Source organism: Niveispirillum sp., assembly GCF_052437035.1.
GTDB lineage: Bacteria > Pseudomonadota > Alphaproteobacteria > Azospirillales > Azospirillaceae > Niveispirillum.
Window position 1 is genome coordinate 72,565 of sequence record NZ_JBQVOH010000009.1, and the last position, 16,957, is coordinate 89,521.

The 16,957-nt window shown below is 65.9% G+C and carries 10 protein-coding genes; 2 read left to right on the top strand and 8 right to left on the bottom strand.

What is annotated here, in order from left to right; translation table 11 throughout:
- The first annotated feature begins 96 nt into the window (after window positions 1-96).
- Window positions 97-6,669 (top strand): tetratricopeptide repeat protein, encoded by a 6,573-nt coding sequence (locus ACT6Q8_RS20010; protein ID WP_444733918.1) that lies wholly within the window; start codon window positions 97-99, stop codon window positions 6,667-6,669.
- On the opposite strand, the gene ACT6Q8_RS20015 is transcribed toward ACT6Q8_RS20010, so the two are convergent.
- The 8 genes from ACT6Q8_RS20015 to ACT6Q8_RS20050 all read right to left on the bottom strand — a co-directional run bounded on the left by ACT6Q8_RS20015 (window position 6,650) and on the right by ACT6Q8_RS20050 (window position 15,574).
- Window positions 6,650-7,279 carry a TIGR02466 family protein gene (locus tag ACT6Q8_RS20015; RefSeq protein WP_054169143.1) on the bottom strand — a complete coding sequence of 210 codons (630 nt, stop codon included), beginning with the start codon at window positions 7,277-7,279 and terminating at the stop codon, window positions 6,650-6,652. The two genes, ACT6Q8_RS20010 and ACT6Q8_RS20015, sit on opposite strands and share 20 nt — an antisense overlap.
- A gap of 83 nt (window positions 7,280-7,362) precedes the next feature.
- Window positions 7,363-7,782, bottom strand: coding sequence for a c-type cytochrome (locus ACT6Q8_RS20020; protein WP_054169063.1), 420 nt, complete (start codon window positions 7,780-7,782; stop codon window positions 7,363-7,365).
- A 131-nt stretch (window positions 7,783-7,913) separates the two neighbouring features.
- Window positions 7,914-9,566, bottom strand: a complete 1,653-nt coding sequence (locus ACT6Q8_RS20025; protein WP_054169062.1) for an OFA family MFS transporter — start codon at window positions 9,564-9,566, stop codon at window positions 7,914-7,916.
- Window positions 9,567-9,664: 98 nt separating this feature from the next.
- A complete protein-coding gene (locus tag ACT6Q8_RS20030) occupies window positions 9,665-9,874 on the bottom strand; it encodes a formate dehydrogenase subunit delta (RefSeq protein WP_444733919.1) in 210 nt (69 codons plus the stop codon).
- Window positions 9,864-10,631, bottom strand: coding sequence for a formate dehydrogenase accessory sulfurtransferase FdhD (gene fdhD / locus ACT6Q8_RS20035; RefSeq protein ID WP_444733920.1), 768 nt, complete (start codon window positions 10,629-10,631; stop codon window positions 9,864-9,866). The genes ACT6Q8_RS20030 and fdhD overlap by 11 nt, the downstream gene beginning before the upstream one ends.
- Window positions 10,632-10,678: 47 nt before the next feature.
- Entirely contained in the window at window positions 10,679-13,546 is a 2,868-nt protein-coding gene (fdhF, locus tag ACT6Q8_RS20040; protein WP_444733921.1) for a formate dehydrogenase subunit alpha, read from the bottom strand.
- A gap of 10 nt (window positions 13,547-13,556) precedes the next feature.
- Window positions 13,557-15,101, bottom strand: a complete 1,545-nt coding sequence (locus ACT6Q8_RS20045) for a formate dehydrogenase beta subunit (protein ID WP_444733922.1) — start codon at window positions 15,099-15,101, stop codon at window positions 13,557-13,559.
- Window positions 15,098-15,574 carry a formate dehydrogenase subunit gamma gene (locus tag ACT6Q8_RS20050; RefSeq protein WP_054169057.1) on the bottom strand — a complete coding sequence of 159 codons (477 nt, stop codon included), beginning with the start codon at window positions 15,572-15,574 and terminating at the stop codon, window positions 15,098-15,100. The genes ACT6Q8_RS20045 and ACT6Q8_RS20050 overlap by 4 nt, the downstream gene beginning before the upstream one ends.
- 240 nt (window positions 15,575-15,814) lie before the next feature.
- Between ACT6Q8_RS20050 and hisC the strand changes: the two genes are divergently transcribed.
- On the top strand, window positions 15,815-16,873 hold the full coding sequence (gene hisC, locus ACT6Q8_RS20055; protein ID WP_444733923.1) for a histidinol-phosphate transaminase: 1,059 nt from the start codon (window positions 15,815-15,817) through the stop codon (window positions 16,871-16,873).
- Window positions 16,874-16,957: the final 84 nt, after the last annotated feature.

Sequence of the window (16,957 nt, forward strand, 5' to 3'; positions counted from 1 at the left end):
TTCCGCAGATTGAGGCTTTCACCTCATCCCAAGCTTGTTGGATGCGGCGATGTGCTTGGGCTAAGGTAGCGGCATCCCGCCCCAGACGGACCGGAAATGGACCGCAAGCCACCGCCCCCGACCGACTCGCCCGACCGTCTGCTGGATGCTGCCATTGCCCGCCATCAGCAGGGTGATCTGGCCGGGGCCATGGCCCTGTACCGGCAAATTCTGACAAGATGGCCGCGCAATGTCGATGCCGGGCACCTGCTGGGTCTAGCCCTGTGGCAGGCGGGCGAGGCAGAGGAGGGCTTGCGCCGCGTGATGGCGGCGGCGGAGGCGGCGCCCAAATCGCCCGCGATCCAGAATAATCTGGGCGGCATGCTGATGGCGGTGCGGCAGTTCCGTGCCGCCGAGCGGGCGTTTCGCGCGGCGCTGGCCGCCAAGCCAGACCTTGTGGATGCACAATCCAACCTTGCCGCCGTGTTGCTGGACCTGAATCAGCCGGCGGAGGCGGAGAAGGCGGCGCGGCAGGCGCTGGCCCTGGCGCCGACGCGGGCCGATGCCTGGTCCAACCGGGGTGTTGCCCTGCTGGAGCTGGGCCGGTTCGAAGAGGCCGAGCGGTGTCAGCGCAAGGCCCTGTCGTTGAACCCCGATCTGGCCGTGGCCCATGCCAATCTGGGCACGCTTCTGCGCCGCAAGGGGATGACCGACGCGGCGGTGCCCTGTTTCCAGCGGGCGTTGGAGTTGGACCGCGATCAGCCGGTGGCGCGGTTCAATCTGGCGCTGGATCATCTGGTTCACGGACGCCTGGAACCGGGCTGGGCCGATTATGAGGAAAGGTTCCGTGCCCGCCTGCGTCAGCCCCGGCGGGAACTGGATATCCCGTTCTGGCAGGGCGATATGCTGGCGGGCAAGCATCTGCTGATCTGGCCGGAACAGGGGCTGGGGGATGAGATCCTGTTTTCCAGCATCTTCCCGGACCTGAAGGGGCTGGACGGTCCGGTGACCGTGGAATGCGATGTGCGGCTGGTGCCCCTGTTCGCCCGGTCCTTTGCGCATCTGTCGGTGGCGGCGACGGGGGCGACCCCCAGCGCGGATTTGCAGATTGCCGCCGGCAGCCTGCCGCGCATGGCGCGACCGGTGCTGGCCCGGTTTCCGGGGCAGCCCTGGCTGCTGGCTGACGGGGCCGGGACCGACCACTGGCGCCGTGTATTGGACGCCCAAGGCCCGGCGCTGAATGTCGGCTTCTGCTGGCGCAGTGGTTTGAAATCGGGGGAGCGGGCGGGGCTTTATCCAAGCGTGAGCGACTTCGCGCCCTTGTTCGCGCTGCCGGGTATCCGCTGGGTGCCGCTGCAATATGATCTGGATGATCCGGCGACATTGGCGGAAATGAAGGCCGCCCTGCCGGATGGGATCAACCTGTTCCGCCCGGATATCGATCTGCGTGATGACCTGGACGGGGTGGCCGCACTGACCGCCGCGCTGGACCTTGTCATCAGCGCGGGGACGGCGGTGTCGGAATTGTCGGGCGCGCTAGGCGTGCCAGTCTGGCGCATCGGTGGCGAGGATGAATGGACGCGGCTGGGCACTGCTGTCAGGCCCTGGTATGCCACCATGCGCTGCTACACAAGGCAGGCCGGGGCGGGTTTTGCGTCGCTGCTGTCCGATATCGCCCGCGACCTGACCGCCCTTATGCATCAGGGTGCGGGAACGGAGGATGCGGATGATCTGCATCGTCGGGGCCATGCCCTGATGCAGCAGGGAAAGGCCGGGGAGGCGGTGCCGCTGCTGGAGCGGGCGGCGCGGTTGCGGCCCGGCGATGCCCTGCTGCTGGCCCGCTTGGGCGGTGCGTTGCGGGCGGGGGACCAAGCGGCGGCGGCGTGCGACCGGTATCGGCAGTCGTTGGCGCTTCGGCCCGGCCATGCGGTCACCATCGTCAATATCGCGCGCTGCCTGCTGGATTTGGGTCAGCTGGACGCGGCGGAGGCCGAACTGGCACCGCTGCTGTCCGGCCCCGGCCCCTCCCCGCATGCCCATGACACGCTGGGCCTGATCCGGCAGGCGCGCGAACAATATGACGCCGCCGCCGCCGCCCATCGCGACGCGGTGACGGCAGACCCGGCTCTGGTTTCCGGCTGGATCAACCTGGGCGGGGCCCTGCGCGCCGGCCATCGCTTTGCCGAGGCGGCGGCGGTCTTCCGCACCGCGCTGGATCTGTCGCCTGATCAGGTGGAGGCCTGGACGGGTCTTGCCTATGCCCTGTTCCGTAACGGTGATCCCGGTGGGGCGGAGGCCGCACTGGATAGGGCCCTGGCCCTGGTGCCTGATTACCCGCCCGCCATCACCGACCTGTCCCGTATCCGGGAAATTCAGGGGCGGGAGGGGGAGGCGCTGGCCCTGCTGGACCGGTTGCTGGCCACCCACCCCGGCGATGCGCTGGCCCGCTGGAACCGGTCGCATCTGCGGCTGTCGCGGGGGGATTTGGCGGAAGGATGGGCCGATTACCGCGCCCGTTTTGCCGCCGGTCAGGCCACCCCGGTGCGCCAGCTGGCGATGCCGGAATGGCGGGGCCAGGATATCACCGGCAAGTGCCTGTTGGTCTGGCGCGAACAGGGGCTGGGGGATGAAATCCTGTGGGCGGGCCTAATCGCCGACCTGCGCGCCGCCGGCATTCAGGTGATTGTCGAGTGTGACAGGCGCCTGACGGGCCTTCTGTCCCGGTCCTTTCCGGGGGTCGTGGCACGGGCCGAAACACCCGATCCGCGCGATGCGGATTTCCATTGTCCGCTGGGTGATCTGCCCGCCATTCTGCGCCCCGATCTGCGCGGTTTCGGGAGACAGGCAACGGGCTGGATGAAGCCCGACCCTGCGCGTGTGCAGCATCAGGCGTCCTGGCTGGACAGTCTGCCGCCCGGCCTGCGTGTCGGTTTCTGCTGGCGCTCGCAGCGGCAGGATGGGGATCGTAAACAGGCCTATCTGTCCCTGGCCGACCTGCTGCCGCTGCTGACCCTGCCCGGCATCGTGCCGGTCAGCCTGCAATATGACGGGGCAGGGACGGAGATCGCGGCATTGCGCGATGCAAGGGATGTCACGGTCCATCAATGCCCCGATATCGACCTGAAGGATGATCTGGAGGGGGCGGCGGCCCTGATGGCCGGGCTTGATCTGGTGATCTGCGCACCCACGGCGGTCGGGGAAATGGCGGCAGCGCTGGGCTTGCCGGTCTGGCGGTTCCAGAACAGGCCCGACTGGTCGGCGCTGGGCACGGCGGTGCGGCCCTGGTACCCCGCGATGCGGCTGTTCATGGCACATCCGGTGGGTCAGGCCGTGCCCGCCATGCTGCGGGAATTGACCCGGCTGTTGCAAGCCCCGACCCTGCCGCTGGCGCCGCCAACAACGGAAGCTGTGTTAGAGCTGCACCGCCAGGGTGATCTGGTGGCGGCGGAACAGGGATACCGCGCCGTCCTGCGGGCACAGCCCGATGAGGTGGATGCCCTGCATCTGCTGTCGCAGGTGCTGTTGCAGGGTGGTCGTGCGGCGGACGCGCTGCCCCTGGTCGACCGTGCCCTGGCCCTGGACCCGGATTATGCCAATGCCCACAACACACGTGGCAGCCTTCTGAAGGCGCTGGGCCGGTTCGCGGAGGCGGAGAAGGCGTTCCGGCAGACCCTGTCCCGCCGTGCCGACCATGCAGAAGCCTGGTCCAATCTGGGCGCGACGCTGGTCGAACTGCGCCGTTATGCCGATGCGGAGAAGGCCAGCCGCCGTGCGCTCGCGCAACGGCCAGACTATCCCCGCGCCCTGGTCAATCTGGGCGTGGCGCTACGCCATCTGGGGCGGTGGCGGGAGGCAGCGGAATGCCAGGAGAAGGCCTTGTCCCGTGCCCCGGACATGCCGGACGCGTGGGGCGAACTGGGCCTGTGCCGGACGGCGCTGGGGGATGCGGCGGGGGGGCGGCAGGCGCAGGAAAAGGCCCTGTCCATCGACCCGACCTATGCCGAGGCGGCGGTCAACCTGTCGCTGGACATGGTGGGTCGGGGCGATGTGCCGGGTGCCCGTACGGCTCTGTCCCGTGCCCTCGCCATCCGGCCCGGCTTTGCCCGCGCGCTCTATAACGACGCGCTGCTGGCCCTGGGGCAGGGAGACCTGAAGGCCGGTTGGACCCGGCATGAGGCGCGGTTTGACAGTGGGGAGGTGGCCTGGGGCGGCCCACCATCCGTTCCCCGCTGGGACGGAACGCCCCTGTCGGGCCGGCGTCTGCTGGTCTGGGGGGAACAGGGGCTGGGCGATCAGGTGATGATGGCGGCCCATTACGGACCTCTGTCGGGGCTGGGTGGCTCTGTCACCCTCTGGACCGATCCACGGCTGGTGCCGATCCTGGCGCGGGCCTTTCCGTTTGCCACGGTGATGGCTGAAGGAACGGCGGTGGCGGTGGATTGCCAGATGCCGGCGGGCAGCCTGCCCCTGCTTCTGGCCCCTGATATCGCGGGTTGGGGTGGGGCGGCGTTTCTGTCGCCGCGCCCCGACCTGACCCTGCTGTGGCGCGACAGGCTGGCGGTCCTGCCGCCCGGACTGCGCATCGGCCTGTGCTGGCGCAGCCAGTTGCGCACAGCCGCGCGGGAGGCGGCCTATACGGACTTGTCCGACTGGCTGCCCCTGCTGCGGATGAGCGGTATCCAGGTCGTCTCCCTGCAATATGACGGGGCAGCGGAGGAGATTTCAGCGGTGGAGGCAGCCCATGGCGTGCATATCCACCACTGGGACGGGGTCGATCTGCGTGATGATCTGGAAACGGCCCTGGCCCTGACGGCGCAGCTGGATCTGGTTATCACGGTGGCCACGGCGGTGGGGGAAATGGCGGGTGCCGTGGGCGTGCCGGTCTGGCGCCTTTCGGGGCCGCTGGATTGGACAAGGCTGGGTACCGCTGTGCGGCCCTGGTTCGCCAGTATGCGGGTTTTCACACCCGCACCCATGGCCCCTATGGCATCGCAGGTGCCGGCGGTGATTGCGGCCCTGACGGCCTTGTTGCCACCGGATGGTCCCGATGGTGATCCGTCCACCTGGTTAGAGCGCGGTATCGAACGGCAGAAGGCGGGTGATCCCGCCGGTGCCATGCCATTCTACCGTGGCGTCATCGCACGGGACGGGGAAGTGCCGGTGGCCCTGCACCTGCTGGGTCTGGCCCTACAGCAGACAGGTCTGCCTGCTGATGGTTTGCCCTTCATGATGCGCGCCGTGGCAGCAGCGCCGGATTACACGGCGGCCTGGGTCAATCTGGGCAACCTTTACCAGACCCTGGATCAACCCGCCGAAGCGGAAGGGGCATATCGCAAGGCGCTTGCCCTGCGTCCCCTTGATCCCGGCACCTGGACCAATCTGGGTAATGCCCTGCGCGCGCTGGGCCGGCTGGAGGATGCGGTCAAGGCGCATGGCCGCGCCATCGGCATGGACAAGGGGTCCGCCATTGCCCATGGCAATCTGGCGGCGGTGCTGAAGGACCTGGACCGGCTGGACGCGGCGGAGGGCGAGTATCGAATGGCCCTGTCGTTGGGCGGGGCGGACACGCATCTGCATGCAGGATTAGGGGATGTTCTGCGCCAGCGGGGGCAACTGGTTCCGGCCCGCGCGGCGTTGCAGGAGGCGCTGCGCCTTGACCCCGGTAATGGCGAGGCTTGGAACAATCTGGGCCGGGTGGCGGAGATGGCGGGCGATCCCGCCGCCGCCCGTCATGACTATGACCAGGCCCTGGCCGCAATGCCGGGGTTGCCCACCGCGCTTTATAACCGTGGCCTTCTGGACCTGACCGAGGGAGCGCTGGAGGCCGGGTGGAAGGGCTATGCCATGCGGTTCCGGGGGACGCAGACCATCCGTGGCCGCCATGTCTCGCTGCCCATTTGGGACGGGTCCGACATCGCGGACCGCCGGCTGCTGGTCTGGGGCGAACAGGGTCTGGGCGATCAGTTGATGTTCGCGGCACTGTACCCGGCCTTGGCCGCCCGTTGCGGCCATCTGGTTATCGAGGGGGACCGGCGGCTGACGGGTCTGTTGGCTCGTGCCTTCCCCCAGGCCACTATCCGGCCCGCAACGCCCGACCCGCGCGATGCCGATCTTGCGGTTGCGGCGGGGGATGTGGCGGGCCATCTCTGGTCCCATCTGAGTGATCTGTCACCCCATGCCTATCTGACGGCCCGGCCCGATCTGGTGGCGGTGTGGCGTGACCGGCTGGCCACGCTGGGGCCGGAATTGAAGATCGGCATCTGCTGGCGGTCCAGCATGATGACGACGGAGCGGCGCCGTTCCTATGCCAGCCTGTCCGACTTTGCCCCGCTGGCCGCCATTCCCGGTGTGACCCTGATCGGGTTGCAACGCGGCCTGGAACCGGGGGAGGTGGAACGGGGCGGTGTGCCCATCACCCGCTTTGACGATCTGGACCTCAATGATGATCTGGAAGGTCAGGCAGCGTTGATCACCGCGCTTGACCTTGTCATCACGGTACCGACGGCGGTGGGGGAACTGGCGGGTGCGCTGGGCGTGCCTGTCTGGCGCCTGGGGCGGGCGGATTGGACCGGGCTGGGCACGGTGGTGCGCCCATGGTTTCCCAGCATGCGGCGGCTGGACAGCCGGTCGGGCATGGCGGCGGCCCTGACCGAGGCCGCGCGCCTGCTGATCAGCGCCAGGCGTAGTTGAAGCTGATCGATATCCGCTCGCTCTCCGCCTGGTTCAGCACCACCTCATGCCGCAGCCAGCTTTCCCACATCAACAGGGTGCCCGCCTTGGGCGCTACGGGAATGCTGGGCAGCAGGTCGCGCGCCGCCTTCGGCTTGCGCGGCGGGGTGGCCATCATCAGGGCCAGACGCGGATCTTCAAACCGGATGGAGGAGGCACCGTCGGGGATGTCGACGTAGTAGGTACCGCTGATCACGCTGTTGGGATGGATGTGGGAGCCGTGGAAGCCACCGGGATCCAGGACATTGATCCAGAGGCTGTCCAGTTCCAGCTTCTTGTCGCCCAGCTGCCATTCCTGCACCTTGGCAAAGGCCTTGGCATGCCGATCCAGATGCGATTTCAGAACCTTCACCGCCGGGAAACGCCAGGGCAAATCATCCAGGGATGAATAGGAGGTATAGCCCGTATAGCCATTCTTGGCGGACCATTTCTGGCCGGCTATATCATCCTCTGCTGCCGACCGGCAGCAGGCGGCCAGTTCGTCGTTCAGCGTCTCCATCCCGTCCAGTTCGGCGCGGTAGAGGCGGGTTGCGAACAGGGTTTCGATCAGGGGGGTGTTGGCATCTGTCATGATGCCCAAGGCTTACGGTGCGCCGTGGCGCCCGTCAATGGGCCACCGGATCGGGACCTGCCCGATCCGGTGGTCACCAACGATTACTTGGTCTTCAGGAAGGCGACGACGTCCTTACGCTCCTGCTCGTTCGGCAGCTTGAAGGCCATCTTGGTGGCGCCCACAGCCTTGTCGGCCTTGCCCTTTTCGGTGAGGAACGCCTTCAGGAAGCCCTGCGGGTCGGCCAGATACTTCACGATATTGTCTTCGGTCCAGGTCAGACCGGCCTCACCGGCATTGTGGTTGATATCGGAGTACTTGTAGCCCTCCACCTTGCCGGCGGTACGGCCCACAACGCCGTTCAGGATGGGGCCGACCAAATTCTTGGCATCGGGGCCCACGCGATGGCAGGCCATGCACTTCTTAAATACGGCCTCGCCCTTGGCGGCGTCCTGCGCCATGGCGGTGCCGGCGGATAGCATGGCGACGCCCGTCAGGGCAAAAGCGGCAAACAGGGACTTCATCGTGATACTCCCTCGGGGGCTTTGACGCCGGAAAATTGGCGCTGACCACAAGACATACGGTGTGGAAGCTGTTGGTCAAGCTGCCAAAAGGTCCCAACCCATACGGATTTGGCCATAAGCGTGCAATTGTTTCAACCGAACAGCTTCACCACGCTTTGCAGCGTCTGATAGACGCCAAACGCGATGGGGATGCCGACGGCCAGCCAGGCCAGCAGAACCTTGGCGTCCAGGCCGCCGCTGCCCACGCCGGCACTGCCGACATGACCGTTGCCCGCACTCACCACCGGGGCGGCCGCATCCTCATCCTTCATGAACCACTTGCGGTCCACAGGCGTGATCAGGGCATTGGCGATGAAGCCCAACACCAGGAAACCAGCCAGGATATACATGGTATAGTCATAGACCTGGGCACGCGGCACGCCCGCCGCGATCTGCGCCTCGCGGATATAATTCACGACGACGGGACCCAGGATGCCGGCGGTGGACCAGGCAGTCAGCAGACGACCATGGATGGCGCCCACGAATTTCGTCCCGAACATGTCGGCCAGATAGGCCGGAACGGTGGCGAAGCCGCCGCCATACATGGACAGGATGATGCCGAAGGCCACCACGAAGCCGATCTTCGACCCCATATGGGCCAGCGACGGGGCCGAGGCATAGAGCACGATACCCAGGGCGAAGAAGGTGAAATAGGTCATCTTCCGGCCCATCTTGTCCGACAGCGAAGCCCAGAAGAACCGGCCCACGATGTTGAACAGCGACAGAAGGCCCGTGAAGCCGGCGGCCACACCCGCGATCATCTTCTTCTGGTCGGGGTTCAGGTCGGAGAAGCCCAGTTCAGGTTGCCCGAACAGGGCACCACCGAAAATCTCCTGCAACATGGGCGACGCCATGCCCAGCACGCCGATGCCGGCGGAGACGTTGAGGCAGAGGACGGCCCAGATCAGCCAGAACTGCTTGGTCTTGTGTGCATCCTTCACATGGACATTGCCCTGCGCGATCATCGGCTTGGCGCTGGCCGCGGGCGGGATCCAGCCGGCGGGGGCCCAACCCTGCGGCGGGATGCGGTAGCCGAAGGCACCGGCCATCATGAACACGAAATAGATCACGGCCAGTACCACGAAGGTTTCCCAGACACCCACCGACGTTTCCGTCTTGAACCCGTTCATTAGCATGTTGGCCAGTGGCGAGCCGATCATGGCTCCACCGCCAAAGCCCATGATGGCCATGCCGGTCGCCATGCCGCGCCGGTCGGGGAACCATTTCACCAGGGTGGAGACGGGCGAGATATAGCCCAGGCCCAGGCCGATACCGCCAATGACACCGGACCCCAACCACATCAGCCAGAGCTGGTGGGTATAGATGCCCACCGCCGAGATCAGCAGGCCACCGCACCAGCAGCATGCGGCGACAAACCCGGCCTTGCGCGGGCCTTCCCGTTCCAGCCAGCCACCCCAGATGGCTGCACTGGACCCCAGCAGGACGAAGAACAGGGTGTACATCCAGCCCAGATCGGCGACCTTCCAGTCGCACGCGGTGGTGAACAGGGCGTTCATCAGCCCCGCATCGGCGGGGCAAGCCACCGGTGCGGTAATGCCGATCGACTGGCTGAGCGGCAGCCAGAACACGCTGAAACCATAGGCCATGCCAATGCAGAGATGGATGGCTAGGGCCGCCGGCGGCACCAGCCAGCGGTTGAAGCCCGCATGCGCGATAATGCGTTCTCGGTCAAGAAGGCCGGGCTGTCCAAAGCCCTGCCCCTGGGTTTGATCTGCCGCTACCATACCCTTGTTTCCTCCTGTTCGTTCGCCCCTGTAAGGCGGAATGTGGGTGGACGCGTGTTATGTGCCGGGGCTTCTTGGTGGCCCCTCATGGATGCGCATTATGCTTTGCGCAAACTCTCCAACGCCTGGATGACGATGGGGTTCAACCCCTCGCCACCCTTGTCGAGATGGTCGAGGATTCCGGCCCGCATACGCGGGTCCCAGAAGCTTTTGATATGATCGGCCACACCCTTTACCCCGCCCGGCCCCTGGCTGGCGAAGAAGGCGCCGATCTGGTTGGCCATCATGACCAGCTTGTCAGGCGACACGGATCTGCTCCTGCTCCGGTTGAATGCGGTGGGGGTGGCTGAAAATCTCAAACCCGTCGGAACGGGCCACGGCCACCAGTGTCATGCCAGCATCATCGGCCAGTTTCACGGCCAGCGTGGAGGGGGCGGAGACGGCGGCCAGGATGGGGGCACCGGCCATCGCCGCTTTCTGCACCAGTTCCACCGACACGCGGCTGGTCATCAGAATGGCGCCCTGTGTCGTGTCGATGCCGGTGCGGGCCAGGGCGCCGATCAGCTTGTCCAGCGCATTGTGGCGGCCCACATCTTCGCGCACCGTCATGCTGCCATCAGGCGCCAGGAAGGCAGCGGCGTGGGCGGCGCGGGTCAGGCGGCCCAATGCCTGCTGTTGCGACATCGCATCGAACGCGGTTGCCAGTGCAAGCGGTGTCAGGGGGCGGCCAGCACCCACGGGACGCGCCGGCTTCACCGCCTCCCCCAGGCTTTCCACCCCGCACAGGCCGCAGCCGGCGGGACCGGTCAGGCGGCGGCGGCGGGTGGTCAGGGCGGCGCGGGGGCGTTTGGAGAGCCAGAGACGCACGACCCAGCCCAGGTCGGTCTCGACCAGTTCCAGATCGTCCACCTCGTCGGGGGTGTCGATGATGCCCTCGGTCAGGCTGAACCCGATGGCGAAATCCGTCAGATCGGCAGGGCTGGCCATCATCACGGCATAGGTGGCGCCGTCATGCACGATGGCGACGGGCACCTCGTCCGCCACCATGCGGGTGCCGTCCCGCATGGCGCCGTCATGCCAGGCCAGCCGTTGAAGGGGTTTCGCCGGATGGTTCATTCGGCGGCCTCGACCGCATGGCCCTCAATCCGGCGGGACTGCTTGGCCTGGGCCTCATACTCCTGCTGCCATTGGGTGGGGCCATTGGAATGGCCGACCTGGACGGCGGTCACCTTATATTCGGGGCAGTTGGTGGCCCAATCCGAATAGTCGGTGGTGATGACATTGGCCTGTGTGTCGGGGTGGTGGAAGGTGGTGTAGACCACGCCGGGGGCCACCCGGTCGGTGATCAGGGCACGCAGGCTGGTTTCCCCGGCCCGGCTTTGCAGCTTCACCCAGTCGCCATCCCGGATACCCCGGTTCTCCGCGTCATGCGGGTGGATTTCCAGGCGGTCCTCATCATGCCAGACGACATTGGCGGTGCGGCGGGTCTGGGCGCCGACATTGTACTGCGACAGGATGCGGCCCGTGGTCAGCAGCAGGGGGAAGCGGGCGCCGGTGCGTTCCTCCGTCGGGATATATTCGGTGATCACGAACTTGCCCTTGCCGCGCACGAACCCGTCAATATGCATCACGGGCGTGCCCAGCGGGGCCTTGTCGTTGCAGGGCCACTGGATGGAGCCCATTTCTTCAAGCCGTTGATAGGACACGCCCTTGAAGCTGGGTGTGACCTTGGCGATCTCGTCCATGATCTGGCTGGGATGGGCGTAATCCATGGCAAAGCCCATGGCGCGGGCCAGCAGCATGGTCACTTCCCAATCAGCATAGCCATTTTTGGGCGCCATGACACGTCGCACCCGCTGGATGCGGCGTTCAGCGTTGGTGAAGGTGCCGTCCTTTTCCAGAAACGTGCAGCCGGGCAGGAAGACATGGGCGTAATTGGCCGTTTCGTTCAGGAACAGGTCCTGCACGATGACGCATTCCATGGCGGCCAGGCCGGCGGCGACATGGTGGGTATTGGGATCGGATTGCAGGATATCCTCGCCCTGCACATACAGGCCCTTGAACGTGCCATCGACGGCGGCGTCCAGCATGTTGGGGATGCGCAGGCCCGGTTCGCCGGACAGGGGCACGCCCCACAGCTCCTCAAACATCTGCCGCGTGGCATCGTCGGAGACATGGCGGTAGCCGGAGAATTCATGCGGGAACGAGCCCATGTCGCAGGAACCCTGGACATTGTTCTGCCCGCGCAGCGGGTTCACGCCCACGCCGGGCCGCCCGATATTGCCGGTCGCCATGGCGAGGTTGGCGATGGCCATGACCGTGGTCGTGCCCTGGGAATGTTCGGTCACGCCCAGGCCATAATAGATGGCACCATTGCCGCCGGTCGCGAACAGGCGGGCGGCGCGGCGGATGGCGTCGGCTTCCACGCCCGCCATCGGCCCCACGACTTCCGGGCTGTTGCGGGGTTCGGAGACGAAGGCGGCCCATTCCTGGAACTCCGCCCAGTCGCAACGCTCACGCACAAACGCCTCATCCACCAGCCCTTCGGTGACGATGACATGGGCCAGCGACGTGACGATGGCGACATTGGTGCCGGGCAGCAGGGGCAGGTGAACCTCTGCCTTGATATGGGCGGACTTCACCAGATCGATGCGGCGCGGGTCGATGACGATCAGCTTCGCCCCCTGCCGCAACCGCTTTTTCAGGCGTGACGCGAAGACGGGGTGGCCGTCGGTCGGGTTGGCGCCGATGACGATGACGACGTCTGTCTGTTCAACGCTGTCGAAATCCTGGGTCCCGGCCGAGGTGCCGAAGGTGGTTTTCAGGCCATAACCGGTGGGGGAGTGGCAGACGCGGGCGCAGGTATCGACATTGTTTGTGCCGAACCCGGCGCGGATCAGCTTCTGCACCAGGAAGGTTTCCTCATTGGTGCAGCGGGACGAGGTGATGCCGCCGATACTATCCTTGCCATACTTGGCCTGGATGGCTTTCAGGCGGTTGGCGGTGAAGCCAATGGCTTCTTCCCAGCCAACCTCCCGCCAGGGCTGATCAATGCTGTCGCGGATCATCGGCGACAGAATGCGTTCCTTGTGCGTGGCATAACCCCAGGCGAAACGCCCCTTCACGCAGGAATGGCCCCGGTTGGCCTTGCCATCCTTGTAGGGGACCATGCGCACCAGCTCATCCCCGCGCATTTCCGCCTTGAAGGCGCAGCCGACGCCGCAATAGGCGCAGGTGGTGACGACGGAATGTTCGGGCTGCCCGATCTCGATGACCGATTTTTCCTGAAGCGTCGCGGTGGGGCAGGCCTGGACGCAGGCACCGCAGGACACGCAATCGCTGTCCAGGAAGGCATCATGCTGGCCGGGCGAGACGCGGCTGTCGAAACCCCGGCCTTCAATGGTCAGCGCGAAGGTGCCCTGCACCTCCTCACACGCCCGCACACAGCGGGAGCAGACGATGCATTTGGCGGGGTCGTAGGTGAAGTAGGGGTTGCTTTCATCCTTGGGCAGGGCCAGCGGGCTGTCGGCCTTGAAATGGTTGGCCCCATCCATGCCATAGCGCACCTCCCGCAGGCCCACGGCCCCGGCCATGTCCTGCAACTCACAGTCACCGTTCGCCGCACAGGTCAGGCAGTCCAGCGGATGGTCGGAGATGTAAAGCTCCATCACCCCTTTGCGCAGTTGCTTCAGGCGTTGCGTCTGGGTCTTTACATTCAGACCGGGGGCCACGGGCGTGGTGCAGGAGGCGGGTGTGCCGGGCCGCCCCTCAATCTCCACCAGACACAGGCGGCAGGACCCAAAGGCATCCACCATGTCGGTGGCACAGAGCTTGGGGATTTTCGTCCCCATCTCCATCGCCGCCCGCATGATGGACGTCCCCTCCGGCACGGTGACCGGCTGCCCGTCGATGGTGAGGGTGACCAGCTTCTCCGACTTTGACGCTGGCGTGCCGAAATCGGTTTCGTGGATGAGGGTCATGGTGACACCCTTATTCCGCCGCCACGGGGCATACCCCGCGCCGGAAATCCTCGGGGAAATGGTGAAGGGCGCTGAGCACCGGGTAGGGGGTGAAGCCGCCCAGGGCGCACAGAGAGCCGAATTTCATCGTCTGGCAGAGGTCTTCAACCAGGGCGATGTTGGCCTCAACCTCCACCCCGGCGCGGATACGGTCGATCACTTCCGTGCCGCGGGTGGAGCCGATGCGGCAGGGGGTGCATTTACCGCAGCTTTCAATGGCGCAGAATTCCATGGCGAAGCGGGCCTGGGCCGACAAATCGACGCTGTCGTCAAAGACCACGATGCCGCCATGGCCGATCAGGCCGCCGCGTGCCGTGAAGGCTTCGTAGTCATAAGCCGTGTCGAACAGGCTGGGTGGGAAATAGGCGCCCAGGGGGCCGCCGCACTGCACCGCCTTCACGGGGCGGCCTGTCAGGGTGCCGCCGCCGATATTGGTGACCAGTTCGCCCAGCGTGATGCCGAAGGCGGTTTCAAACAGGCCGCCGAATTTCACATTGCCGGCGATCTGGATCGGCATGGTGCCGCGCGACCGTCCCATACCGTAATTGGCATAGGCCTGCGCGCCGTTGGCCAGGATGGTGGGGATGGTGGCCAGTGACAGCAGGTTGTTGACCACGGTCGGGCGACCGAACAGCCCCTTGATGGCGGGCAAGGGCGGTTTGGCCCGGACCACGCCGCGCTTGCCCTCCAGGCTTTCCAGCAGGGCGGTTTCTTCGCCGCAGACATAGGCACCGGCACCGACCCGCAGCTCGATGTCGAAACCGACATCGCTGCCCAGCACCGATGGACCCAGCAGCCCTGCCTGACGGGCCACATCCAGGGCACGGGTGAAGGTGCGGTTGGCGTGGGGATATTCAGACCGCGAATAGACATAGCCTTTGGTGGCCCCGACCGCGAAGCCGGCGATCACCATCCCCTCGATCAGGGCCAGGGGGTCGCCCTCCATCATCATCCGGTCGGCAAAGGTGCCGCTGTCGCCCTCATCCGCGTTGCAGACGATGTAGCGACGGTCGGCGGGTGCCGCCGCAACCGTGCGCCACTTGATGCCGGTGGGGAACCCGGCCCCGCCGCGCCCACGCAGGCCTGAGCGCACCACCTCTTCCACCGTTTCGGCGGGGCCCAGCGACAGGGCGCGTTCCAGGCCCTTGAACCCGCCATGGCTGCGGTAATCCGCCGCCGACAGCGGATCGATGATGCCGCAGCGGGCGAAGGTCAGGCGATTCTGCCGGGCCAGCCAGGGGATATGGTCGGTCAGGCCGAGGCACAGCAGATGGGAAGCGCCCGTCAGCATACCAGCCGCCAAAAGGCCCGGCACGTCAGCGGCGGTGACAGGGCCATAGGCGACGCGACCGGCGGGTGTTTCCACCTCCACCAGCGGTTCCAGCCAGAACAGGCCGCGCGAACCGGTGCGGATGATGGTGACGCCGTCACCGGCCTGTGCCGCGATGGCCCTTGCCACCGCATCGGCACCCACGGCCAGGGCCGCCACATCCTGGGGAATGAAAATCCGGGTCATGACCAGCGCACCCCCTCCACTGCCGCCGCCAGCTTTGCCCCGTCCAGGCGGCCCAGCGGGTCACCATCAATCAGGGCGGCGGGGGCACAGGCGCACAGGCCCAGGCAATAGACAGCTTGCACCGTGACAGTGCCGTCCGCCGTGGTTTCGCCCCAGCCGATACCCAGCCGTTCCAGCAGCGCCGTTGCCGCCCGTTCTGATCCCAGCGACTGACACGCCTCTGCCCGGCAGACCTTGATGATGTGGCGGCCTGCCGGTTCGTGGCGGAAATCATGGTAGAAGGTCACGACGCCATGGATTTCGGCGCGCGACAGGTTCAACGCGTCGGCCAGCAGGGGCACGGCATCGTCGGGAATATGGCCAAACGCCTCCTGCAACGCATGCAGGATCGGAAGGGTCGGACCCTCCAGATGCAAATGCCGATCAATGATATCGGCGGCGTGGCGCGCGTCCCAAGGCAATGGGGGGGTCATTGGGAACTCCAGCGAGCAATCACGAATGCAGGTTTTGCCCAAACGACCCCATGATCAATGGGATTGTTTTGTTGAGCGATTGCACATCCCGATCAAACCGTTCGCACGCGCACAAATTCGCCGGGGACCGACACCGTCCAAACGCATGGTAGGGCTGGCATTTCGCCATGGGCGGCGGGCCGTGGAAGCCCATATCTTCACCGCGTCACCCCTTTCCGACACGCGAGCCAGGTTACTGGAATGAGCCGTTTCTGGAGTCCCATCGTCCACACCCTCAGCCCCTATGTGGCGGGGGAGCAGCCCCAGATTTCGGGGCTGGTGAAGCTGAACACCAATGAAAGCCCCTATGGCCCGTCGCCCCACGCCACCGCCGCCATTGCGGCGGCCAATGGCGAGGCGCTGCGCCTGTACCCCGAACCCACGGGCATCCATCTGCGCAAGGCGGTGGCAGAGACCTACGGGCTGGATGCGGGCGAGGTGTTCGTTGGCAATGGCTCTGACGAGGTGCTGGCCCATGTGTTCCAGGGGCTGCTGAACCATGAGCTGCCGCTGCTCTACCCGGATATCACCTACAGCTTCTATCCGACTTACTGCCGGCTCTATGGCATCAAGTCGGTGCTGGTGTCGCTGGACGCGGGGTTCGAGATCCGGCTGGAGGATTACCGGCAGCCGTGCGGCGCCATCATCCTGGCCAACCCCAATGCGCCCACGGGCATCGCCAAGCCGCTGGACTGGATTGAGGCGCTGGTCGCCGAACATCCCGATCAGGTGGTGGTGATTGATGAGGCCTATGTTGATTTCGGGGCGGAGACGGCCATCCCGCTGGTCAAGAAATATCCCAACCTGCTGGTGGTCCATACGCTGTCCAAATCGCGCGGGCTGGCCGGCCTGCGCGTCGGCTTTGCCGTGGGGCAGCGGCATCTGATCGATGCGCTGGAGCGGGTGAAGGACAGCTTCAATTCCTACCCGCTGGACCGGCTGGCCCAGGCGGGCGCGCTGGCCGCGTGGCAGGATAAGGAATGGTTTGAGCGTCACCGCGACATGATCATCGCCACGCGCGAACGGTTGACCGGTGCCCTGCGCGCGCTGGGGTTCGAGGTGCTGCCGTCATCCGCCAACTTCGTCTTTGCCCGCCATCCTGGGCATTCGGGTGGGGAACTGGCGGCAGCATTGAGGGCCAAGGCCATCCTGGTCCGGCATTTCAACAAGGCCCGGATCAGCGACTTCCTGCGGATCAGCATCGGGACGGATGGCGAGACGGACAAGCTGTTGACGGCGCTGGGGGAGATTTTGGGGTGAGTCTGTACCCTCACCCTCCCAAGCCCTAACGGTCTTGGGCCCCTCCCTCTCCCGCAAGCGGGCGAGGGGCAAAAATTTCATCCC

Bases quoted from the DNA above. Each gene is read 5' to 3' on its own strand.
- ACT6Q8_RS20010 (WP_444733918.1), top strand. From the start codon at position 97: ATGGACCGCAAGCCACCGCCCCCGACCGACTCGCCCGACCGTCTGCTG.
- ACT6Q8_RS20015 (WP_054169143.1), bottom strand. From the start codon at position 7,279: ATGACAGATGCCAACACCCCCCTGATCGAAACCCTGTTCGCAACCCGC.
- ACT6Q8_RS20020 (WP_054169063.1), bottom strand. From the start codon at position 7,782: ATGAAGTCCCTGTTTGCCGCTTTTGCCCTGACGGGCGTCGCCATGCTA.
- ACT6Q8_RS20025 (WP_054169062.1), bottom strand. From the start codon at position 9,566: ATGGTAGCGGCAGATCAAACCCAGGGGCAGGGCTTTGGACAGCCCGGC.
- fdhD (WP_444733920.1), bottom strand. From the start codon at position 10,631: ATGCGGGACGGCACCCGCATGGTGGCGGACGAGGTGCCCGTCGCCATC.
- fdhF (WP_444733921.1), bottom strand. From the start codon at position 13,546: ATGACCCTCATCCACGAAACCGATTTCGGCACGCCAGCGTCAAAGTCG.
- ACT6Q8_RS20045 (WP_444733922.1), bottom strand. From the start codon at position 15,101: ATGACCCGGATTTTCATTCCCCAGGATGTGGCGGCCCTGGCCGTGGGT.
- ACT6Q8_RS20050 (WP_054169057.1), bottom strand. From the start codon at position 15,574: ATGACCCCCCCATTGCCTTGGGACGCGCGCCACGCCGCCGATATCATT.
- hisC (WP_444733923.1), top strand. From the start codon at position 15,815: ATGAGCCGTTTCTGGAGTCCCATCGTCCACACCCTCAGCCCCTATGTG.